The organism is Effusibacillus consociatus (assembly GCF_042652925.1).
GTDB classification, from domain to species: domain Bacteria; phylum Bacillota; class Bacilli; order Tumebacillales; family Effusibacillaceae; genus Effusibacillus; species Effusibacillus consociatus.
On sequence record NZ_JBHSHC010000158.1, the window covers coordinates 24,080 to 46,283 of the forward strand.

The window sequence follows — 22,204 nt, forward strand, 5'->3', positions numbered from 1 at the left end:
TTTATTTTGGTGGTCTTTTTTGCTTTTGTTGCTGCTTTTTTATCCAAGGCGGACTTCCCCATTGATAAAGGGTGCGCGTTACCCAAGTGAACAGAAGGGGAATCACAAGGCTGGCGGCTGCACCAATCCATACGTCCAATGAAGGAAGCATGCCGCTGATTGCTTTCAACATGCGGGTTCCTCACAATTTTTGAAATTTTGTTTTTAGAATTCTCGATTCGAAGTTTTTGCATACATAAAGTTGGCAAAACTGTTTGAGATGAGGGGGTATTCCAATGCAGCGAAGTCCTGTCAGTTCTTTTTCCAAAAAGAACCGCAAGAAATCAAATTCGAATCCGCCATCGGCACAAAATAGCGCATCCGGAAATGGATCATCTGAGTATTCCATCGAACTGACCTCCGATTTGCAGGAAAACCTGACAATTCTCAAACGGGCAATTGGACATAGCCCTGATGTTGTCATCCGGGAAATTGTCATCGGAAGTATGAAACTGCCGGGTGCGATAGTATTCGTGGACAACCTGGTGGACAAGCAGACCATTCAGGCTGAAATTCTCCGATCGCTTGTTTTGGAATCGCCTGAGATCCAAAATAACCAAATCCCGCCTTTAAAACAACTGACCGTGTATTTACAGCGAAATACGATTACAGCCGGGGAGGCACGGACAGGGAAAACTTTGGACGAGTTGTCTCTTTTCGTCTTGTCCGGGGATACCGTTGTACTGGTGGATGGAAGTTCTGAGTTTCTAATCATCGGAACACGCAAAATACCGTCCCGAAATGTTGAGGCGCCTTTGACCGAAATCAGTGTTCGGGGGCCGTTTGACAGTTTTATTGAAGTGTTACGGATCAATATGGCATTGATACGAAGGCGTGTGCGGGATCCGAATCTCGCTTTCGAACCTTTTTATGTTGGCCGTCGAGGGAAAAGCGAACTGGTGATTGCATACATAAAGGGAATTGCCAACGAGGAATTGGTTACTGAAGTAAAACAACGGTTATCGGCGATCGATATTGACGAAGCACCGGATAGCGGATTCATTGAACAGTTGATCGAGGATAACTTTCTCTCTCCTTTTCCACAGGCGCAGGTTACCGAAAGGCCCGACAAGGTTGCATCGGCAATTCTGCAGGGGCGGGTTGCCATCATGCTTGACGGGTCACCATTCGCATTGCTTGTTCCCGTTACGTTTGCCCAGCTTTTGCAGGCCCCGGAAGATTATTACGATCGATGGATCATCGGCTCACTCATTCGGCTCCTTCGCTATTCAACGGCTTTTATCTCTGTGTTCCTTCCTGCCTTGTATATTGCATTGGTTTCGTTTCACCCAGGGCTGATTCCGTCAAAATTGGCTCTGTCCATTGCGGCATCCAGGGAAGGCGTTCCGTTTCCGGCTGCCATTGAGGCATTCCTTTTGGAAGCGACACTTGAGATCCTGCGGGAAGCGGGTCTTCGCCTGCCAAAACCCATCGGACCGACTGTCGGAATTGTCGGCGGCCTGGTCATCGGGGAGGCAGCGGTTGCCGCCGGAATCGTCAGTCCAATTATGGTGATTATTGTAGCACTTGGAGCTATCTCATCTTTTTCCATTCCATCTTACAGTGTGGCAATCACATTTCGAATCCTGCGATTCGGCTTTATGATCTCGGCCGCTATGCTTGGGCTGTATGGGATCATCATTGCGTATATATTCCTGAATGTTCATATTGTTCGCTTGCAGAGCTTCGGAACCGTCTATTCAGCACCGTTTGCTCCGTATAAGTTTACAGACTGGAAGGATCTCGTTCTTCGTTTTCCTCTTGCCTTGTTCAAAAAACGGCCTGCAAGTATTGATGTGGAGGACGAAGAACGAATGGCGTAACATCGTGAATGAAATATGACCTCTGCCACATCGACGAAGGGGGATGTTTCTATGCAGGGGCTTTATCGAATAAGCCCGATTCAATTGCTTGTGCTGTTGGTTTCCATGATGATGGGTGTCGGTATTCTGACACTCCCAAGAGGTGTTACGGATGCTGTGGGGACACCGGATGGATGGATAGCTGTTATTCTGGCAGGATTGCTAACCACCATCCCGGTAGCAGCGATTGGAAAATTAAGCGCTGTGTTCCCGAGACAGCATTTTCTTCACTACAGCCAGGAAATTGCGGGAAAACATTTAGGATGGCTCCTTGGTTTTCTTTATTCCTGTTATTTCATTATGTTTCTTGCATTTGAGGTGCGTGTGCTGGGGGAAGTAGTCAGGCAATACCTGATGGACAAGACCCCCAAGGAAGTTTTGATAGTAATGGCGTTTTTTTCCTCCGTCTATCTTGTGACAGGCGGACTTGGCTCTGTAGTGCGTATCAATCAACTATTTCTGCCCATAATGGTGGTGGTAATTCTTACCGTTTTTCTGTTGTCCGTTCAAAACTTTGAAATGAAGAATGTACAGCCCATATTGTCAAAAGGTTTTTCCCCTCTGGCGAAGGGAATACCTCAGGCAACACTTTCTTATCTGGGATTTGATATTCTGCTGGTTTTTTCCGCGTATCTGGAGAAACCGGAGAAAGCTGTCCTGATGGGCATTATGGCGGTCGCGATCGTTTGCGTCATCTACACGGTAAATGTTTTTCTTGGAATAGGAACATTCGGGGCTGAAACTTTGGTCACGCTGATCTGGCCTACACTGGAAATGGTGAAAGGGATTGAGATTCCTGGAGGATTTGTCGAGCGGCTGGAGTCTCTCTTTCTGACCATCTGGATCATGGCTATATTTACCACCTTATCGATCATGCACTTCTTGGCCAGTCTGATCCTTGGACAACTGTTCAATCGCGATCAGAGATGGTTCTCCTATGCAATTCTACCCGTTTCATACATCGTTACGATGTCACCCAAAGGGCTGATTGACGTGTTTGCATTTGGAGCATTCTTGTCAAACATCGGGATTTTCTTCGCAGGAGCAGTTCCGATTCTCTTGCTGTTGATTGCAAGAATACGGAGGCTTGGAACATATGCGGAAAAGTAGGTGTTCACTTCTGATAACCGCTCTTCTGACTGTTTCGCTGCTTACCGGTTGCTGGGACCGGGTGGAAATAGAACAAAGAGGATTTGTCATGGCGATCGGAATCGATATGATTCCCAAACAGGAGGAAGAGCAGAAGATAAGCCTGGCCCTCACCTATCAGATTGCCGTTCCTGCAAAAATTCAGACTGGAGCAGGCGGGAGGGAAGGAGGTGGCGGAGAACAGGGGGGGAAGCCGTACGTGAACATGACAACAGAAGGAGACACGCTGTTTGAAACTGTCAGAATCATGGCTACACGAAGCAGCCGGTCCCTCTTTTTTGAACATGTCAAGTTGGTGCTGATCGGAGAGGAAGTGGCACGCTCGGGGTATTTGAACCGGGTGATCGATTTTTTGCTGCGTGACCATGAGATGCGCCGCCGGATGAAGGTGATTGTTGTGAAGGGGGAAGCGAGGAAGGCATTGGATGTCATGCCGAAACAGGAACGGATGACCAGCGAATACTTGGAATCCTTGACGGAGAACACCAAGAAAACCGCGCGAATGCCAAGTGAGCTTGCAATCGGAGATCTCTCAGAGAAGATCATCAGCAAAACAAGTTTTGTCGTACAGCGGGTGGCTTTCAATGAGAAAGAATTGAAAATGGCCGGGGGAGCTGTTATCCATGGGCATAACAACAAATTGGTGGGATGGCTCGATGAAGAAGATACGGAAGCGCTGATGTGGATCACGGGCGATCTGAAAGGAGGGATTACGGAGACTGTTCTTCCGTCCGGTGAACGGGTGGTTTATGAGATTCGAACCGCCAATACCAAGATCGAACCGAAAGTGGAGAAAGGAAAGTTTTATTTTCATATTCAGGTGGAATCCGAAGGGTCTCTTGGCGAGAGTTGGGAGAATCGCGATACATTGGATAAAAAATTCATCAGTGAAGTAGAGAAGGCTGTTGAGAAAGACATTCAACAATCGATTACAGATGTCATCAAAAAACTGCAAACTGAGCTCAAGGCGGATGTGGCTGGATTGGGAAGCACTTTGGCTCGCAAAGAGCCAAAAGTGTGGGAAAAGGTCAAAAATGACTGGGATCACGGAAAGAATTATTTTCGTGATGCAAAAGTCGATGTTGACGTGCAAGTGGTGATTCGTTTCCCGGGTACCATTTCGAAACTTAAAGGAAAAGAGTAGAGTGGCATTGAAAGGAGGGATGGGATCTGAAAAGAACAGAAAAAGGCCTCACTTCAACTCAGGCAATTATTACAGTCGCCTCGATGATGATAGGGGTTCGTCTTCTCACAGTTCCCCGTGACGTTACGGCCGCAACCGGAACCCCGGACGGATGGATCTCATCTCTTCTGGATCTGGCTTTGGGTGTGATTGCAGTTGCTGTTGCCGCGCTTGTCGCCCGAATGTTTGTCAGACAAGGATTCTTCGAATTCACGCAGCTGATTATTGGAAAGATACCGGGATATCTGTTGACTACGGGCTATGCGGCATATCTTGTCTTTTTCGTTGCGAATGAGACCAGGGTATTGGGAGAAGTTGTACGTTATTACTTATTGTCTGATACTCCGTTGGAGATCATTGTTTTACTTGTTTTGATGCCGGTTATTTACTTATTGTACGGCGGCATGACCTCCGTCGTCCGCATACAGGAGATATTTTTTCCTGTCATTATGACTGTAATTCTGCTTTTAATGGCTTTGCTTTATTCTGCGGTGGAGTTGAAGAAGATCGAACCGATCATGGGACAAGGAATGCTCCCTGTATTAAAGGGCCTTCCCATAACTGTGCTTGCAGCTCTGGGATTTGAAATGATTATGATCTTTGGCCCTCTTATGAAAAACCCCCGGGAGGGGTTAAAGGCAGGGATCACTTCCATTGTTATCGTTAAAGGGATGAACACGCTGATCATTTTGTTGGGTATTGCGGCATTCGGTCATTTGACATTGCCGAGTGTTGTGTTTCCGGTAACGGAGATGGCAAAGGAAATCGAGATTCCAGGCGGTTTTGTCGAGCGGTTGGATTCTGCTTTTCTGACGGTGTGGATCATGTCGATTTTTTCAACGATTGCGATTGGATTGTTTGTAGCTTCCTATGGGATCGAGAAGCTCTATCGGGTAAAGATCCGAACTGCTGTATTAATCCTGACCCCATTGGTTGTTTGGATTGCGTTAACTCCGGAAAATCTTCAAGATGCGTTTGCGATGGGAAAAACTATTGTAAATGTCGGGATTTTTTATATAGGAACAGTTCCCGCCGTGCTCTTTCTCATTGCAAAACTGCGAAATTTGGGAGAGTCGGGAAAGAACCGATTTCCGGCAGAGGCTTCGTCAGAGGAGGCTGCATAATGCTGAATACGATCGTTGCCTATTCCCTGTTCTTTGAGACCGTCCTCGGGTTTGCAACGATTTTTTGGTGGTGGAAGCGTTGTGACAAGGTAGAGAAGATCTTTATGCTCCTGCATTTGTCCGGTGCTTCTTTGTTTGCTTATTCGATGCTACTGTAAAAAATTAACGTTCACTTCTCCGCTGCCCTGTGTGTTTGGATCTAATCCGAGATCTACTGCATGTTCTTTCAAGAGGGCTTTTACCTGATCCGGTGTCAAGTTCGGCTTCTGTTCCAGAATTTGGGCGATGGCTCCGGATACGATCGGCGTTGCCATGCTGGTTCCGGAAAGGGTGAAATACCAGTCGCCGACCCGGGCTCCGGAATTTGATTTATCCAAGAAGGAACGGGGAGACCGTAAAGATGTGATCGCAACACCAGGTGCCAGGATGTCGGGTTTCGTAAGGCCTTCAATTGTCGGACCCCGGCTGGAAAAGTTGGCTGCCGTATCATCCGATTGGGAGACTGTATTGTGGTCATCAGCCGCCCCAACCGTAATAACCGATGGGCTGATGCCGGGAGATGCAATTGTCCCGGAAGCGGGCCCCTCGTTTCCGGCGGCAACCACGACGACCAAACCAGCCTTCCATGCTTTCTCCACCGCTTGACAAACAGGATCATCTTTGCTGGCAGTTGTGGCGGTTGAACCGAGTGACAGGGAGATGATACGAATTCCAAACAGGTGGCAATTCACCACACACCATTCAATCCCCGCAATCACGCTGGACAGTTGACCCGATCCCTGCTTGTTCAGAACCTTCACTCCCACCAAGTCGGCTTCCGGAGCAGATCCTCTGTATTTTCCTTGCGACTTCAGCCCGTTTCCGGCGGCATCGCCGGCCACATGTGTCCCGTGCCCGTTGTCGTCATAAGGTTCTGTACGGTTGTTTACAAAATCTTTGAAAGCGATGATTCGGTTTCGGGGTTGAGTCAGGTCGGGGTGCGGATAAATTCCGGTATCAATGACCCCAATCGTTACGCCTTTTCCGGTTAATCCGGATTGTTGTGCAGCTGAAGAACCAATTGAAGGGGTTGCGCTGTCAAGAACGGCATGAACTTCCCTATCCAGATAAATCCCCTTCACTGCCTCACTATCGCACAAGCACTTTAAACGTGATATCGATACTTTGGCTGTGACAGATTGGATCATGGGATGGTGTCGGGTAACCTTTAACCGGTGTGATTTCGCATGTTCATTCAAAGCGGCGGCCGTTGCCGTGGTCACTTGGTCGTCGAATTGAATAATAACGGATAATTTTTTAGTCCGGTCCAACAGCCATCGTGTGAACCTTTGCAAGAAACAGGGGGTTTTTCGAAGCGGACGGTAAGAATGAACCAGGGCTCTTTTCAGGTGTGTGTCCATCTTTCCGCTGTGTTTAAGCATCCAATGCAGAGTGAGCAAAAATATCACCTCTTTCAAACTTTCTACTAGTGTACGAGGAGATGCAGGGAATTGATTGGATGGGGGTCCCAACAAATCGAAAAATGGACGGTAGCTATAATTCGTCCGGTTTCGGGGCAACGTATCGCTGTAGACTTTCAGTGAGGTGATCCATATGGCGGAAAACGATGTGAGGGATTACGTAACAATTGAGGACGCAGAGGGACGTGAAAAACAGTATGCAATCGAGGCGCTGTTCGACATGGACGAGAATGTTTATGCTCTTTTGTCGGCTGAGGACGAAACGATCTTGATGCGGGTCGAAGGGGAGGGTGATGAGCAGTATCTGGTCGGAATCACGGATCCGGAGGAACAGGCAGCGATTTTTGATGCGTATCAGATTGCTGTAGATGCGGCGCCGGCAGAATAAAACAAGTTGATCGCAAGGATTTCTTCTCAACGTGTCGAAAAGCCTTACTGGGTGATTTGATGACACATTTGATGAAACTGTTTTTGGGAGCCCGTGTGGCAAAAACATCGATTGCAGCCGGATTGGCTTTGTATTTTGCTTCTTTACTTGATTTTACCGGGTATACGTATGCCGCGCTGGTTGCGGTGTTGGCAACGCAAAAGTCAATGGCCCGTTCCTTTGGATTGGCAAAATATCAGGTGGTCTCTGCCCTGATCGGTACTCTGGGCGGAAACTTGGTCGCGCTGCAGTTTGGAACTCACCCTTTGTTCGGGGCATTGCTGGTGTACGCTTTGTTTGCCGTCCACCTGAAATTAGGATGGCGGAATACAATCCTGCTGTCGTTAGTCACGGGCATCAATTCTTTTTCTACCTTTCAGGGGGAGCTTTTCGTGCACGCCCTAAAGCAAGTTTCGATCGTTCTGATCGGAATCGGCTGCTCTATAGTTGTGAATCTTGTTGCAGTCCCGCGTTATGAACAAAAGCTGGAAGAACTGATTGAACGATCAGAGGGAATGCTGCGGGGCTTGATCTACCTGATGTACAATAACTTGACTCATCTCGAACAAGGGTTGTCAGAGGAAGAGTATGGCAAACAGGTACAAGATGTCCGCAAGTACATGCAGGAGGCCCGTCACTATGCGGAGCTGATTTTTGAAGACCAATGGATTTATAACCGCAAAGGAATCGAAGCCAAGCAGGCGATCCAGACACTGCAGCAAATGGAGCTGTTGGCATCCCATATCCTGATTCTTAATAAGGCGTTGGACAAGGTAGGCGTTTGGGTGGAGGCGATCCCGCACATCCAACGGTTCATGGATGTGCTGATGCGGATTCAATTACGGGTGTTTCGCGGCAAGACGGTACATTTTCAGCTGGCGGATCAAGCGATTCAATTTCTGGATCAAGTATTCAGAGAGATGGAACTTCCCAAAAACCGCCTGGAGTTTGTTTCGAGGGCGGCGCTGTACCATTTCTACGAGGAACTGAAAGAGTACTATGAGGATTTGAAGCGAATACGGAGCGAACGGAGATAAGGTCCTTGTCATTTGACAAGGACCTTCTTCACCTGATCAATCCGTTGTTTGGTATATAGATAGCCGGCTTCTACACACTGCTGCACTTTGTGGAAATCGAGGGCACCCACATAACCGACATGGGGGTGGAGAGAAAGGTCGGCCCATTCGTGCTCCCGGGCCATTTGATCTCGCAGGTTCAAATTAATTACATGTGCAAAAATGGAAAGGCCGGACCGCAGTTGTCCCACATCGCTATTGGCAAAAGCGGTCACGGTATCGACGGCAATTACGCGCTCTGCGCCCAAAGCCTTCACCACCCGTACCGGGCAGTTGATAGACACGCCCCCGTCAGAAAGAATGTATTGTTTCCATCTCACGGGTTGAAAAATCACCGGAATGGAACAACTCGCTTGAACCGCTTGTGCAATTGTGATATCTGACTCGAACGGAAACCCTGGAACAGGATCTTTCGAAAAGATGAGCGGTTTTCCCTGTCTAAGGTCTGTGGCGACGATTCCGCAAGGAATTCGAAATGCGGACACATTCTTCCATTCGGTTAATTCACCGATGAGGGATTGCAAACGGGTTCCTTTGATCCATCCGTCCAAATGCGGACGACGCAGAAGAAACCGAGCCAGGATCGCTTTCCAATCATAATCAAGGTGCCTTTTGGTGAAACGGGGCATCACTTGTTTCATCCCGTCCACCGAATATCCATACGCATAAAGAGCAGCAACCATAGCCCCTGAACTGCTGCCGGCAATATGACTGATCGTGATCCCTGCTTCTTCTAACGCCTGAATCACTCCAATTGCCGCAGAACCGGAAACACCGCCGCCTGCTATAGCAAGTCCTGCCTTTTCAGTGCCAATCGGATCTTCGTAACCGTTGAAACCTGAATCGGGTCTTCTGTTCAAGCTCCAGACCTCCTTTGCAGATTCCACCATGATAACAGTCCAAACGGAATCGGACTCCAATAGGTCACTAGACGATACAACACCGTAACGGCGGTTGCAAGATCGGTAGCTACCCCAAGTGCAGAGAGCGTTCCCACCATCGTCAGCTCAAAGACGCCAAGTGTGGTAGGCAGAAACGTCAAGAACGAAATAAGAATCGTAACGCTGTAGCCCGTCAAGATCAGCGGCAGCGAGACTGTTGAATCAAACGCTCGAAAACACACCCACAGCATTGCAATCCGAACGGGATACAGAGCCCACAAGAAAAGAAGCGGAGCAACCAATTTCCTGCGCCTCCGCCAACTCAGGCGCACATGGTCATGGATCGGGCCAATCCCTGCGAGAACGCGGGGGAAGCGGGAAAGCCAAGCCCATTTTTCTATGCGGGAATTCATTTCCTTGGAGCCGATCCATGCCGCCAATCCGATAACAAGAATCACAAATCCCGCCGAAATGCCAATTAAAAGTTTCGACTGCTCCGGTGGCAAATGAAATGTGTCCATATAAAAAATGGGAATCAGCAGCAGCGGAACAATCTGTGCATATCCCAGCACGAAGGTGGTCGCTGTCATCTTCACCGAGTCAGAGACATCGATGCCGCGCCTGCGGGCCAGCCAGACATAAGAACCCATGCCGGCTGCCCCGGCGCTTGGCAGGAGCCTCTCAATGGTTCCCGCAGCTAAGAGCAGCTGCAGCTGATCAAACAGTCGGTTTCGTACGCCAATCGACCGGTACACAAGCCGGTTCGACTGTGCAACCAGCAGCAGGAACAGAAATTCAAGAGACAACAGAGCGGCAGCTGAACCAAATCCCACCCGTTGGAGATAGCCGGGCATTTGCAGCAAATCCTCCTGTCGGGTGTATATAAACCACCCGAGCAACCCAACAGTCAACAAAAAAATCAGATACCTCAACTAGTCCACCAATTCCTGTGCCCGTGTTTCGCGCCCGAGAAGTAAAACAGCAAGCGCACCGATGAGTGTTACTGTAAAGAAGACGCTAAAGATTACGGGAAACGAGACTTTCGCCGCTGCAAGGTACCCAATCACCAGAGGACCCAAGATACCGCCGATTCGGCCAAACGCAGCCGCCATTCCGGCCCCGGTCGTACGAAACGAAGTCGGATATTGTTCCGGCGTGTAAGCATAAAGAGCTCCCCAAGCCCCAAGATTAAAGAAGGACAGGAAGAGGCCCGAAATGATCAGACCGGCAGTCGATTCCGCATATCCAAAAGCGTATGAACTAACGGCTGTCATTACAAGATAGCTGACGAGCACAAACTTGCGGCCATAACGCTCAATCAGCCAAGCGGCACTAAAATACCCTGGGAGCTGAGCAAGAGTCATGATCAATACATATTCGAAGCTTTTAATGAGAGCATACCCTTTTAAGTGCATGACCGTTGGCAGCCAAAGGAAAATTCCATAGTAAGAGAACACCACGCAAAACCACAGGATCCATAACATCAAGGTTGGACGGGCATATTCACGCGACCAGACAGCTGCGATATTTCGAAATACAGACCGTTTCTCTTTTTCCTTTCCGGCAGGAGCTTGCAGGCGGGGGGAATCGGGCAGGTTCCAGCGGAGATAGACCGCATAGAGTGCCGGAATCGCGCCGATCAAAAAAGCGCCTTTCCACCCGTACGCAGGAATCAGAAAGTATCCGACAACGGCCGCCAGAATCCAGCCGACCGCCCAAAAACTCTCAAGCAGGACTACGGTGCGGCCCCGTTCCTTTGCGGGTACACTTTCAGAAACCAGTGTGGAGGCAACGGGAAGTTCACCGCCAAGTCCAACACCGATGAAAAAACGAAGCAGGGCGAGAACCGCGAACGTTGTGGCCAAGGCGGAAAGGCCGCTGGCGATGCTGAACACGAGCAGTGTGAAGATAAAAACAGGTTTTCGGCCAATCCGATCGGCCAACACCCCGGCCAGCAGGGCGCCAATCGCCATTCCGATTCCATTAATGCTGCCTAACCAAGAAATTTGTTCAGTGGTCAATTTCCAGTCCTTTGAAAGAGCGGCGAAAATGAATGAAGCCAATCCCACATCCATCGCGTCAAACAGCCAACCTATTCCTGCAATAAACAACAGCTTGCGATAGGTTGGAGCATCCGCAGCTAATGTACTCATTGGAGAAACCTCCTTGTATAAAACGGACAATGATTTCTTACTACCCCAGTATTAGCTAAAAAGTTTGTGAAAAACAACAGCAAAGTGGATGTGGACGGAAATTTTTTTTCGGGCAAACAAAAACCACTTCAGTGGGGGGAAGTGGTTTTGTTTTACGGGGGTATAGAGGAAGCTTTTTTCTGTCAACCATTCAGATAAGGAGGGATCTTCAACCATCCGTGTTTGGCCATCGTGTGTTTTAACGTCACTCCCCAGGTTGCTTTCATCACCAGGAATTTTGCAAATATTTAGAATATCGAGTAAACTCATGTGTTTGCCCTCCTTTTGTAACGTTGGCTTCAATATCCCCTGAAAATTAGCTGCCTATACAAATAAGCCGCATGGTGGTTATTGCTCCCAAGCGGGATATAGTCTAAATTTATAGGTGCGGACATGACTGTCGGGATGTAAGAGAGAATGAACAAAGGAAGGTTATCAGGATGAAGATGGCGCGGATTGGATTGTTGATTTATATTGTGATTGTGTTAGGGCTTGCTTTCACAGGTAAACTGCAAGGTGCCCTGTGGAGTATTGCCATTGCAATCTTCCTGATCGGAACAGGATATTTGGATATGAGAGACGAGCGGATCCAAATGAATAAAATTGCCCGCACTTTTAGTCGGGTGTCTCTCCTGCTGGGAGTTGTCATTTTGGTGCTTGGATTGATCGAACTGTTTCGCTAATGATCGAAACCGAGACTTGTTCTTTCGGGAACAGGTCTTTTTTCATGCCGATGACCAAAAAGCTTCTGGTCATAATTTACTAGATAATTTATAATATTTTTAAAAGGTGTAATCACCCGGTGATCCGATCTCTTTGGCAGATCAGTGACCGGCATTATGTAAGCGCCTTCTTTTCGTTGTACAAGGGGGAGATTGTGTGAAAGATTTCCTGCAGACCAGGGCAGAGCTGCAAGATTTGATTGGTGGAGAGTTTGTTTCAGAGTGCCCGGAGGAGCTGTTGAACAAACTGGGAGTTCCAGACGCGGATTTGTTATTGGTTAAACCCGGTAGCGAACAGGAGGTTTCTGCGGTTCTTAAATATGCCAACATGCACGGGTTATCCGTGATTCCAATTGGCAATGGGCAGCAACTGCATATCGGAGCGATGCCGCGACATGCGGACATTCTTTTGTCTTCCCAAAGACTTGCCGGTATCGTTGAACATTCCGCAGGCGACCTGACAATGACCGTGAGAGCGGGCACCCCTTTTTCGGAGGTGCAGGAGTTTCTGAAGCTTTCCGGTCAATTCGTGCCCGTTACACCTCCCACGTTGTCGGGCTCAACGATAGGCGGGCTTGTTGCAACTGCCGCAAACGGACCGGAGCGTGTATTATACGGGTCTTGGCGGGACATCGTGATTGGCCTGCGGGTGGTATACCCAAACGGTGAAGTGATTCGGAGCGGCGGTAAAGTGGTGAAGAATGTTGCAGGCTATGACATGAATAAGCTGTTTGTGGGTTCCCAAGGGACATTGGCATTCATTACGGAAGTCACACTGAAACTCCGGCCTTACCCGAAACATCGGGAGCTGATCCTTGCTGCGAGTGCTCGTCCCGGTGAACTGATTGAGTTGGCCGAACGGATTCTCGCATCGGAATGTGTTCCCAGCGCATTGGAACTGATCCGGACAACTGAAGGTGGGACAGTCTCTTACCATTTGGCGGTTGGTTCGGATGAGGTGGAAAGTGCCGCCAAATACCAAGCGGATCGAATTCTTGAGATGGCTGAACAAGTCAGCCGTGGTATTGTCTTCACAACCTTGGTCAACGATGAGGTGGAACAATTCTGGTTGGAGTATCGGAGCAAATGGGGACAGACCGATCCTGAAGTACTGTCCGTTAGAGCCGGATTTCCAATTCCTCGGATGACGGTACTCCTTGACTTGTATGAAAAGGAGGCCTCCTCCCGCGGCGTGGAAATTCAATATTCGGCAAGTTTGGGAACCGCGACACTCCGTATTCAATTGAAAGATAACGAGATGGAAGCACCGCAAGCAGCAACCAGGCTTCACCAAACAACTTCGGTTTTGCGCGAGTTGGCCGAAGCAAACGGCGGATATTTGGTGATCGAACATGCATCCCCCAACCTGAAGCAGGATTTGGGAGTTTGGGGAACGGTTCGCGGTGGGCTTTCTTTAATGAAAGGAATCAAGCAAACGGTCGATCCGAACGGAATTCTAAGTCCCGGACGATTTGTAGGGGGGATCTGAGATGGATAAGCAGGGGCAACTGGCAGAAATGTTAACGAAGTCGAACTATAAATGGCCAGACCCGCCGGACCCGGATAAGTTCTCGGTGTGCGTCCATTGCGGATTGTGCCTGGATGCGTGTCCTACCTATCAGGAGACGGGAAATGAAGCGCAATCCCCGCGGGGACGTGTTTATCTGATCAAGGCGGTTGCGGAAGGCCGCTTGGACATAAATGAATCTTTTGTCGATCCCGTCTTTCGCTGCCTGGATTGCCGGGCCTGTGAAACCGCATGCCCTTCAGGAGTTCAGGTCGGGGCATTGATCGAAGAGGCTCGCGGACAAATTCGCCAAGCGGAACCGTTGACCGGAATGAAAGGGATGATCAGCAACACCTTTTTAAAACAAATCTTTCCTTTTCCTCACCGTCTGCGGAAACTTGGCAAACTGACTCGATTCTATCAGAAGTCAGGGCTGCAAAAATTGGCTCGCGGCACCGGCATCATGAAACTCCTGCCGCAGCATCTTCAGGAGATGGAGGCGGCGATGCCGGAAGTCCCAGTGAAAACATCCCGTGAAGCACTTCCGACCGTACTTCCCGCTGTTGGAGTCAAACGGGGAACAGTCGGTTTGATCCTCGGCTGTGTGATGGATGTTTTGTATGCGGACATCAACATGGCCACCGCACGTGTGATTGCCCGAAATGGGTTCGACGTGGTGATCCCGGAAGCGCAAGGCTGCTGCGGTGCCCTGCAGGTTCATGCGGGGGAACGGGAAACAGCCAAGGAGATGGCTCGCCGCAATATTGATACTTTTCTTGAGGCTAACGTTGACTACATTATTATGAATGCGGCAGGATGCGGGGCTGCCGTTAAAGAATATCCGGAACTGCTTCATTCTGATCCGGATTATGTTCACAAGGCGGAATTGTTTGCGGCCAGGATCCGCGATATTTCCGAATTTCTTGTGGAAGTGGGGTATGAAGTGCCGAAAGGCCGCCTTGATGTCAAAGTAACGTATCACGACGCGTGCCACCTTGCCCATGCTCAAAAAATACGGTCCCAGCCAAGAGAGATCCTGCGTTCCATACCCGGAGTGGAATTGATCGAGATGCGGGAATCGGACCGCTGCTGCGGTTCGGCCGGAATTTATAATTTGACTCACCCGGAAATTGCCGGTCCTCTCTTGGAGCGAAAAATGGCTGACCTGCCGGACGGAGTCTCCTGCGTTGCAATGGGGAATCCCGGCTGTATGATGCAAATCTCCGTCGGAGTCCTTCGCACGGGGGCCGAAATGGAAGTCGTACACACCGTTTCCCTGCTCGACCAAGCATACCAAGCGGAAACGGATCTTGCTCATCAAGTCAAACGGGAAGAAAGTCCGAAACCCGAGCTGGTTCGCGGGAGGGAAGGGGCATGAAACAGGAGCGTTTAATTGCGGAACTGCAAAAGATAGTGGGCCAACAATCTGTCCTCCACAAACCGGATGACCTACTCGCCTATGAATGTGACGGATTTACAATCCACAAAAGCCGGCCCCGGGCGGTTGTCTTTCCGAATAATTCGGAACAGGTGGCGTCTGTAGTGAAACTGCTTCATCGGGAGCGAATCCCTTTTCTCCCACGCGGAGCCGGTACAGGACTGTCAGGCGGGGCGATCCCGATTGGCGGTGAGGTCATTATCAGTCTGGTGAAGATGAATCGGCTTTTGGAGGTGGATTTCAAAAACCGGATTGCTGTGGTGGAACCCGGCCACGTCAATTTGCGGCTGACGAAAGCGATTGCACATGAAGGCTACTATTACGCACCGGATCCCTCAAGCGGGATGTCATGCACAATTGGAGGGAACGTTGGGGAGAACGCCGGAGGACCCCACTGCCTTAAATATGGAGTCACAAGCAATCATGTGTTGGGTGTCGAGATGGTATTGCCGGATGGAGAAGTCGTAACACTGGGTGGAACAGTTCCCGATATGCCCGGTTACGATCTGACAGGACTGGTTGTAGGATCGGAAGGAACAATGGGGATCGTAACAAAGATTTTTGTCCGCATCCTGAAAAAACCGCAAGGGGTTAAAACGATCCTTGCCTTGTACGATTCGGTCGATGATGCCAGTCAAACCGTTTCCGCCATCATCGCGAACGGAATCATTCCCGGTGCGCTTGAGATGATGGATACACTGGCGATTGAAGGCGTTGAAAAGGGAACGTACGTAGTGGGATATCCGAAAGATCTGGCAGCCGTATTGATTATTGAGCTGGATGGGCTGACAGCGGGAATGGAAGAAACGGCCCATCAGATTGTGGAGATCTGTAAAGGGTATAACGTGCGGGAAGTGCGGGTAGCCCGGAATGAACAGGAGCGAACCCTGTGGTGGTCGAACCGGAAGACCGCTTTTGGAGCCATGGGCAATCTGTCTCCCGACTACCTCGTGCAGGATGGAGTGATTCCGCGCAGCCGTTTGCCGGAGGTGCTTCAGAGAATTGCGGAGATTAGTGAACGATCGGGCCTGCGAATCGCGAACGTGTTTCACGCGGGGGATGGCAATCTGCACCCGCTGATTTTATTCGATTCACGCATTCCGGGTGAAACGGAGCTGGCTGTTCAAGTTGGTTCCGAGGTTCTCCAGGCATGTGCGGATGTTGGCGGCAGTATTACAGGGGAGCACGGAATCGGCATTGAAAAGCAAAATGACATGACGAAAATTTTTACGCGGGAAGAACTCGATGCACAGGTTGCAATCATGCGTGTCTTCAACCCGGATAACCTGTGCAACCCGGATAAAATCTTTCCGAAGCCGGCCCGCTGTGCGGAAGTGAAGAAAGCTGTGGCGGTGGCTCACTCTCATTGACCTGGTCAACGAAGCGGTAGATCAAGTCCGGCGAGAAGAACAACGGGGAATACCCGAGCTCAAAAAAAGCAAGTACTTGTGGCTGGGCAATGCTGACAAACTGTCAGAACCCCATCGGGAGAACTTGATGCGATTGTAGGACATGAATCTTAAGACTGGCAAAGTATACCGATTGAAGCTGGCGTTGTAGGACTTTTGGAGCGTGTCCATGCTCTTGGCTGATCTATCCCTTGCGGAATGGATTCAGCGGGCCAACCGTAGTCGATTACAGCCCATGGCAGATGTCGCATAGACAATCCGGAAACATGAGAGAGGGATCCTCAGATGGTTTCAAACCAAGATGAAAAACGGCCTTCTTGAAGGACTGAACAGCACCCGGTCCATATCGAGACCGTATTGGAAAACCGGCCGGTACTGTTTACGTTCGACGGGAAGAAGTCGCATCGCAGGTTTTTGTAAGTAAGTGAAAAATTGAAGTTGACCCACGGTCGGTTGATCGTGGGTTTTTTGCGGAACTTTTATCTTGAAAAATTTGTAATGTTATGTAAGAATTTATATACAATTTACCTGAATTGGAATTGTTTCTGTAACCAAGGCGTAGTGATTTGTTGTTTGGTTACCATCGAGTTAATCATTTTTCTGGGCATTGCATGTTCATTTATGAAATTATTAGACTAAAAAACTGCTTTAAATTTATATGGATTGTACCCCATTCTTCTCTTTTATAAAGAGGGTTGATAATTTGTAAGCGACATTAACGGATTTTAGCTACATAAATGAACTGGTGCACAAGATAGGTGGGGAAAGATGGACAAATACACAGCTAAATTAATAGATCAAATGGGGCTGTTTCTGCTTCATTTGAAGAAAAGTAGAACCTCCCAGTTTTATGAGGGGGGCGAAAAGCAAGTATGGGTGGATATTGAGAGAACGGAAGATTTTTACTCATTCCCTCGTTTACCTGACGTTACATTGCAATTGGATTCCCAAAACCTTGAGTACCGGGTAGGCCGATATTTTTTTGAAAGTGAAATCAAGTCGGAAGATCCGTCAAATAACATCGCAAGCGGAAGTTATTACATGAAGGAAACAGAAGAGGAACCTGTTCATGTGATTTTTGTACATGGTTGGAGAATGGACAATTTGGACCGAATAAAAAACATCTTTCTGAAGCGCTTTATGAAGTTGGGGAATAACATGTATTTTGTTCATTTGCCTTATCACTTTGAACGGACTTCGGGAGGACTTTACAGCGGGGAATATATGATCAGTGCAAATGTCGGCCGTTCGGTGGCGTCCGTAAGACAAGCTGTTATCGAAATCCGTGCGCTCATTAAATGGCTTAAGAAAAACTACGGCGGTAAAGTGATTTTAATTGGGGTAAGCTTGGGGGGATTGATCGCGAACCTTTCAGCTGCAGTGGAAGAAGAGATTGATGTTCTTGTATCGGTGATGTATGCGAACAGTTTATCGTACGAAGTGTGGAAGACACCAATTGGGAAGTATACCAAGAAGGATTTCGAACAACATGGATTTACATATGAGCAACTAAAAAAATGCTGGTCAGTATTGGAACCAAGCTGTTGGCAGCCAAAAGTAAAAAAAGAGAACATCTTACTTATTTCAGGAATTCACGATCAATATATCCGGAAGGAAGACTCGGAGGCATTGTGGACGGCTTGGAATCATCCGAAACGATTTTTATATCCTGTGGACATTCGGGGATTGTGTTGTATCGAAGGAAAATTGCGGAAGATGTCACACGGTTTGTGAAAGAAAGGATCGGTGAATAGAAGATTCACTGATAAGCGGGTAAGGGGAAAGAATACATGTTCATTCTTTTTTTGTGTTTGTGGACGAGCGGGGCGATCTTACTTTACAGCGATCCAAAAAGAGAATCGACTCGATGGGCGAGTGTAACAGCCTTTTGCGGAGGAGCCGGAGGTCTTTCTGTAGTTATCGATGAAACGATTCGTCCTTATTTGAAAGCGTTATTCTACAACTTGCCAATCGATAACCTTCTCAATTTTGCAGCGATTTCATTTTCCTTTATATCTCATTATTTTACACCCTACATTTTACACCCTACACGTTTTTAATGTTTGCCGTAAGCTATTCAGAACTGTTTATCAAAAACCGGAAGAAACTGCTTTCTTGGAGTCTTCTTTTCCCCATCTTCTTTATGTTTTTACTTAATCCATTTTATCCGAATTTGAAGATACCTTACGCAACCGCCACTTTATGGGTTGCTCCGTATATATTGCTCGGTGTGTATTTATTGATGTACTCATTCTTTAAAGAAACAAACCCGTTTCTCAAACGAAACAGATTTTATACCAATCTCGTGTTTATACCGCCCATTCTTTTTGGATTAATGACAAATTTTATCCTGCGAAGCCTCGGAGTAGAAGATCAGTGGAGATATAATACGTGGATTATTGTATTTTCTTTTGTCATTTTTCTTGTGTCGATTATTCGACATGGATTTTTGGGAATTCAACTTTCCTTTCAAAGGCAGCAACTGACTCATAAGATGCAAACGATGACATCGGGCACTGCCATGTTAAATCACGCACTAAAAAATGACCTCGGAAAAATCAAGCTGTTTTCTGATAAGATTAAACGTTTTGCGGTCGATTGCTCACAACAAGAATTGACGGAAGACATACAGGTGATCCTGAATGCCCAACAGCATATTTATTCTTTATTGAATCGGATTCAGGAACAAATCAAAGAGAGAACCTTGTATTTGGACATGATCAATTTAATTGAAATCTTAGAACGGTGTTTGCGTACTCTAGGACCGTTTCTTACAGAAATACGTGTAGTAAGGGATTATGGATCAAGCGCTCTGTTACTCTGTGATGAGGACCAAATTGAAGAAGTTTTCTACAATATTCTATCGAACGCTCTCGAGGCAATGTCCTATCGAGGAAAGTTAACCATCCGGGTCTTGGAAAGCAAGAAGAACGTTGTAGTGGAAATCAAAGACACTGGGGTAGGCATCTCGAAAGAAAATTTGCCTCGTATATTTGATCCCTTTTTCACGACGAAAGGAGATTCCAGTCGGAATTTTGGCTTGGGTCTGTCATATTGTTATAACGTTATCAGGATGCACAGAGGATCAATCGAAATTCTCAGTAAAGAAAATCAAGGAACGACGGTCTTTATCAAATTGCCGAAATGAAAGTGGACTGAAGCTTAAGGAGGTCTTGCTAATGGGACAGATCAATGTTTTGTTGGTTGAAGATGACCCGGTGTGGCTGCGGGGATTGTCCCATTTTCTCACGACACAGGAAGATATTAGAGTCGTGGGACAAACCGTCAGTTGGAAAGAGGCAATAGAATTAGCTAAACAGTTGGATGTGGATGTTGTTCTTATGGATATCCTTTTGGGGAATCGTTTTGATGGACTTGAGGCAGCGAAGCAAATTCATCAGTCGTGCGAATCAAAAGTAATCATGCTTACTTCAATGGAGGAAGATCGAATTATTTTTGATTCATTCAGGGCTGGTGCTATCGATTACATAATCAAAACCAATTTTGAAGAGATTCCGGAGGCTATTCGGGCGGCATACCACAATCGTTCTCCGATTCGTCCCTGTGTCGCCGAAAGAATTCGCACGGAATTTACCAGGTTAAAGCATCTGGAGCAAGAATATAAAGTGAACCAGATCAAGTCCCTGATTACCCCCACGGAAAGAATGATTATCGGCCTTATTTACAAGGGCTACACGCAAGCAGAAATCGCAGAAACATTGGTTGTTTCTATTAGGACAGTCAAAGTCCATGTAAGTAATATACTTCGGAAGTTGGGAGAAAAAAGCAGTAAGGAAGTAGGGCAGAAAGCTAAGGAGATGGGAATAATTTGAAGGTACTAGAAAAAGATAGTACTTACTGAATCTACCAATTAAACGGTAGAATCAAATTGGTTGCGATATTAGAAATTTTTCTAAATCTGGAGAACTCAAGTGATGAAAAGAGTGGACTAAAAACCAGCCTCAAAGGCTCAATCCGTTTTTACTTCTCGAAAAAACTTTCAATCTCCAATACAATGATTCAATCATTGAGTCAGAAAAGGTTATTTTACAGAAAAATATCCGATTTGATATATACGTCATAATTATCTTGCGTGTTCTCGTAACCGTAGTGGTTAGTTGAAAGTAGATCAGGTGGTTTCTGGAGGGATAAAAGTGAACCATGCTATCCAAATTGAAACAGGTAAAAGCATTAGATTTGAAAATGTTGCTTCGTTTCGAAAGAAAATGAAACAGTCAGAGGTTAACTTGGAATTAGGTAAGTTTGTTAATTTTCTTCAACAGAACAACGTACAGAAAAATGGTCCTATGATAACTGCTACCTTTGGTGTTGAGAATGATCAACAAGAACAAATTTTAGATATCGAATTCCTAATTCCAATTGATAAACAAATTGATATGCCACATGAATATACTTTTAAACCGTTGTTTCATTTAGTTCATGCGGTCTATGCGAGATATATTGGTGATCCATTACAAATAGAAAATACTTACAATGAATTGACTGATTTTTTGCAACAAAATAAATTACAGCAAATTACTCCGGCTTACAATATGAACTTAAATGATATACATACATTACAAGGTAATGAACCAATAATCGATATTTATATTGGAGTTAATCCTTCTATACTATAACGATATTGAATTAACTGTTTATTGTTTATGTAATACCGTAATACATGTATATTAAATTAATGATTATTTATTTATATAATGATTAATTTTATCCGACATCAATAATACTTGAGCTTTTATCCTAGGGGAGTATTATTGATTGGATAAATTAATTGATAAAATTGAAAAGGAGTGTATGAAATGTTGCAAGAATTGAATCAAGAGGAAATGCAAATGATTGATGGAGGTGCTGTGAACTGGGGGCGGGTAGCACTCGGGGTTGCTGTTTGGGGAGGAGTGGCAGCTGCCGGTATTGCTAACCCTGCACTTGGTTTTGCTTTAAGACAGACTGCAGGTAGAGTAGGAACAGCTATGATTGTGGCGGGCATTTATGGCTCTAACGTTGCTTATTCACATTAAAAGTTAAGAAAATTTATCGAGGAAGAGAATAAAATCTCTTCCTCGATGAATTTTCTGGAACTAAAAGGCTTTTGGAGGTAAATGTATAATTCTTATAGGTAACATAAAAACATGCCTGTGTCAGGCGGATGCCATAAAATACATTCTCCAAGAAGAAAACCAGAACCCTGCTTTTAAGAAGTCATAGCAGCCATGAAAGTGATGAAACAAGCGAATGTTTGAGCACGTTATTTACGTGCGCTGTTTATACGTTTATTAAAAAATTCGCAGAGATGGATTGATAAATATCTAATTACAATTGGAGGTAATATTTTTGTTTTATTATATAACAATTATTGTGGGAGTAATTTATTTGGTGTTTGGAGTCATTAACTTCAAAAATATTGAAACAAAAAAACGGAAGGTAATGATAACCATCTATGGACTTATATTTTTAGGAGTATCTGGATTAATATATGATCTTTTTTACCCAGAATTTTTCGCTAAACACGGTATTATTACTTTAACCATCAGCGTCATACTAACTTCTTTTGTAGTTGGATATGCCTACTACAGCTCAAAGACGCATTAAAACAATCCTTCTGTACGTTTGATGGTAATAACAAGTTGTTATATTCGGGGGAGAATTTGAAATGCACTTTTTCAAAATAGGAGATGACTAATCTTTGATTTACGCTTTAATTGTAATAGGCTTATTTT

23 protein-coding genes are annotated in these 22,204 nt (G+C 46.6%); 17 read left to right on the forward strand and 6 right to left on the reverse strand.

Annotated elements, in window-relative coordinates; all coding sequences use genetic code 11:
- Position 1 precedes the first annotated feature (1 nt).
- On the reverse strand, positions 2-172 hold the full coding sequence (locus tag ACFO8Q_RS23580) for a hypothetical protein (protein WP_380029768.1): 171 nt from the start codon (positions 170-172) through the stop codon (positions 2-4).
- Between the two features lie 103 nt (positions 173-275).
- Between ACFO8Q_RS23580 and ACFO8Q_RS23585 the strand changes: the two genes are divergently transcribed.
- From ACFO8Q_RS23585 to ACFO8Q_RS23605, 5 genes are read left to right on the forward strand one after another with little or no spacing between them, the layout of a single operon-like run.
- Positions 276-1,862 carry a spore germination protein gene (locus ACFO8Q_RS23585; RefSeq protein WP_380029770.1) on the forward strand — a complete coding sequence of 529 codons (1,587 nt, stop codon included), beginning with the start codon at positions 276-278 and terminating at the stop codon, positions 1,860-1,862.
- Between the two features lie 51 nt (positions 1,863-1,913).
- Positions 1,914-3,011 (forward strand): GerAB/ArcD/ProY family transporter, encoded by a 1,098-nt coding sequence (locus ACFO8Q_RS23590; RefSeq protein ID WP_380029773.1) that lies wholly within the window; start codon positions 1,914-1,916, stop codon positions 3,009-3,011.
- A complete protein-coding gene (locus tag ACFO8Q_RS23595; protein WP_380029775.1) occupies positions 2,998-4,194 on the forward strand; it encodes a Ger(x)C family spore germination protein in 1,197 nt (398 codons plus the stop codon). The genes ACFO8Q_RS23590 and ACFO8Q_RS23595 overlap by 14 nt, the downstream gene beginning before the upstream one ends.
- Before the next feature lie 26 nt (positions 4,195-4,220).
- Entirely contained in the window at positions 4,221-5,357 is a 1,137-nt protein-coding gene (locus ACFO8Q_RS23600; protein WP_380029824.1) for a GerAB/ArcD/ProY family transporter, read from the forward strand.
- A complete protein-coding gene (locus ACFO8Q_RS23605) occupies positions 5,357-5,515 on the forward strand; it encodes a hypothetical protein (RefSeq protein WP_380029777.1) in 159 nt (52 codons plus the stop codon). Before ACFO8Q_RS23600 ends, ACFO8Q_RS23605 begins: the two co-directional genes overlap by 1 nt.
- Here ACFO8Q_RS23605 and ACFO8Q_RS23610 read toward each other — a convergent pair.
- Positions 5,507-6,778 (reverse strand): S8 family peptidase, encoded by a 1,272-nt coding sequence (locus tag ACFO8Q_RS23610; protein WP_380029826.1) that lies wholly within the window; start codon positions 6,776-6,778, stop codon positions 5,507-5,509. The genes ACFO8Q_RS23605 and ACFO8Q_RS23610 overlap by 9 nt on opposite strands.
- A 172-nt stretch (positions 6,779-6,950) precedes the next feature.
- Between ACFO8Q_RS23610 and ACFO8Q_RS23615 the strand changes: the two genes are divergently transcribed.
- Positions 6,951-7,205 carry a DUF1292 domain-containing protein gene (locus ACFO8Q_RS23615; RefSeq protein ID WP_380029779.1) on the forward strand — a complete coding sequence of 85 codons (255 nt, stop codon included), beginning with the start codon at positions 6,951-6,953 and terminating at the stop codon, positions 7,203-7,205.
- Positions 7,206-7,264: 59 nt separating this feature from the next.
- The gene (locus tag ACFO8Q_RS23620) at positions 7,265-8,281 is read left to right on the forward strand and encodes an aromatic acid exporter family protein (protein ID WP_380029781.1); all 1,017 of its coding nucleotides are present in this window, start codon (positions 7,265-7,267) and stop codon (positions 8,279-8,281) included.
- Between the two features lie 8 nt (positions 8,282-8,289).
- Here ACFO8Q_RS23620 and ACFO8Q_RS23625 read toward each other — a convergent pair whose 3' ends face one another.
- Genes ACFO8Q_RS23625 through ACFO8Q_RS23640 form a run of 4 tightly spaced genes read right to left on the reverse strand, consistent with a single transcriptional unit; the run spans position 8,290 to position 11,663 of the window.
- Complete coding sequence (locus ACFO8Q_RS23625) at positions 8,290-9,180, reverse strand: patatin-like phospholipase family protein (RefSeq protein ID WP_380029783.1); 891 nt, start codon at positions 9,178-9,180, stop codon at positions 8,290-8,292.
- Positions 9,177-10,133 carry a lysylphosphatidylglycerol synthase transmembrane domain-containing protein gene (locus ACFO8Q_RS23630; RefSeq protein ID WP_380029785.1) on the reverse strand — a complete coding sequence of 319 codons (957 nt, stop codon included), beginning with the start codon at positions 10,131-10,133 and terminating at the stop codon, positions 9,177-9,179. The genes ACFO8Q_RS23625 and ACFO8Q_RS23630 overlap by 4 nt, the downstream gene beginning before the upstream one ends.
- On the reverse strand, positions 10,134-11,354 hold the full coding sequence (locus tag ACFO8Q_RS23635) for an MFS transporter (protein ID WP_380029787.1): 1,221 nt from the start codon (positions 11,352-11,354) through the stop codon (positions 10,134-10,136).
- 51 nt (positions 11,355-11,405) lie between these two features.
- Positions 11,406-11,663, reverse strand: a complete 258-nt coding sequence (locus ACFO8Q_RS23640; RefSeq protein WP_380029789.1) for a hypothetical protein — start codon at positions 11,661-11,663, stop codon at positions 11,406-11,408.
- A 170-nt stretch (positions 11,664-11,833) separates the two neighbouring features.
- Here ACFO8Q_RS23640 and ACFO8Q_RS23645 point away from each other — a divergent pair, with 170 nt between their 5' ends.
- The 10 genes from ACFO8Q_RS23645 to ACFO8Q_RS23690 all read left to right on the forward strand — a co-directional run bounded on the left by ACFO8Q_RS23645 (position 11,834) and on the right by ACFO8Q_RS23690 (position 21,505).
- Positions 11,834-12,076, forward strand: a complete 243-nt coding sequence (locus ACFO8Q_RS23645; RefSeq protein WP_380029792.1) for a hypothetical protein — start codon at positions 11,834-11,836, stop codon at positions 12,074-12,076.
- Positions 12,077-12,272: 196 nt separating this feature from the next.
- Positions 12,273-13,604, forward strand: a complete 1,332-nt coding sequence (locus ACFO8Q_RS23650) for an FAD-binding oxidoreductase (RefSeq protein ID WP_380029794.1) — start codon at positions 12,273-12,275, stop codon at positions 13,602-13,604.
- 1 nt (position 13,605) lies between these two features.
- Positions 13,606-15,000 (forward strand): (Fe-S)-binding protein, encoded by a 1,395-nt coding sequence (locus tag ACFO8Q_RS23655; protein WP_380029796.1) that lies wholly within the window; start codon positions 13,606-13,608, stop codon positions 14,998-15,000.
- Complete coding sequence (locus ACFO8Q_RS23660) at positions 14,997-16,430, forward strand: FAD-linked oxidase C-terminal domain-containing protein (protein ID WP_380029798.1); 1,434 nt, start codon at positions 14,997-14,999, stop codon at positions 16,428-16,430. Before ACFO8Q_RS23655 ends, ACFO8Q_RS23660 begins: the two co-directional genes overlap by 4 nt.
- Positions 16,431-16,479: 49 nt before the next feature.
- Positions 16,480-16,569, forward strand: a complete 90-nt coding sequence (locus ACFO8Q_RS23665) for a hypothetical protein (RefSeq protein WP_380029828.1) — start codon at positions 16,480-16,482, stop codon at positions 16,567-16,569.
- A 668-nt stretch (positions 16,570-17,237) separates the two neighbouring features.
- A complete protein-coding gene (locus tag ACFO8Q_RS23670; protein WP_380029800.1) occupies positions 17,238-18,203 on the forward strand; it encodes an alpha/beta hydrolase family protein in 966 nt (321 codons plus the stop codon).
- Positions 18,204-18,972: 769 nt separating this feature from the next.
- Positions 18,973-19,617, forward strand: coding sequence for an ATP-binding protein (locus ACFO8Q_RS23675; protein ID WP_380029802.1), 645 nt, complete (start codon positions 18,973-18,975; stop codon positions 19,615-19,617).
- 31 nt (positions 19,618-19,648) lie between these two features.
- Positions 19,649-20,302 carry a response regulator gene (locus ACFO8Q_RS23680; RefSeq protein ID WP_380029805.1) on the forward strand — a complete coding sequence of 218 codons (654 nt, stop codon included), beginning with the start codon at positions 19,649-19,651 and terminating at the stop codon, positions 20,300-20,302.
- Positions 20,303-20,623: 321 nt separating this feature from the next.
- The gene (locus tag ACFO8Q_RS23685) at positions 20,624-21,106 is read left to right on the forward strand and encodes a GyrI-like domain-containing protein (RefSeq protein ID WP_380029807.1); all 483 of its coding nucleotides are present in this window, start codon (positions 20,624-20,626) and stop codon (positions 21,104-21,106) included.
- 180 nt (positions 21,107-21,286) lie between these two features.
- Positions 21,287-21,505: a class IIb bacteriocin, lactobin A/cerein 7B family gene (locus ACFO8Q_RS23690; RefSeq protein ID WP_380029809.1), complete on the forward strand. Its 219-nt coding sequence runs from the start codon at positions 21,287-21,289 to the stop codon at positions 21,503-21,505.
- Positions 21,506-22,204 lie beyond the last annotated feature (699 nt).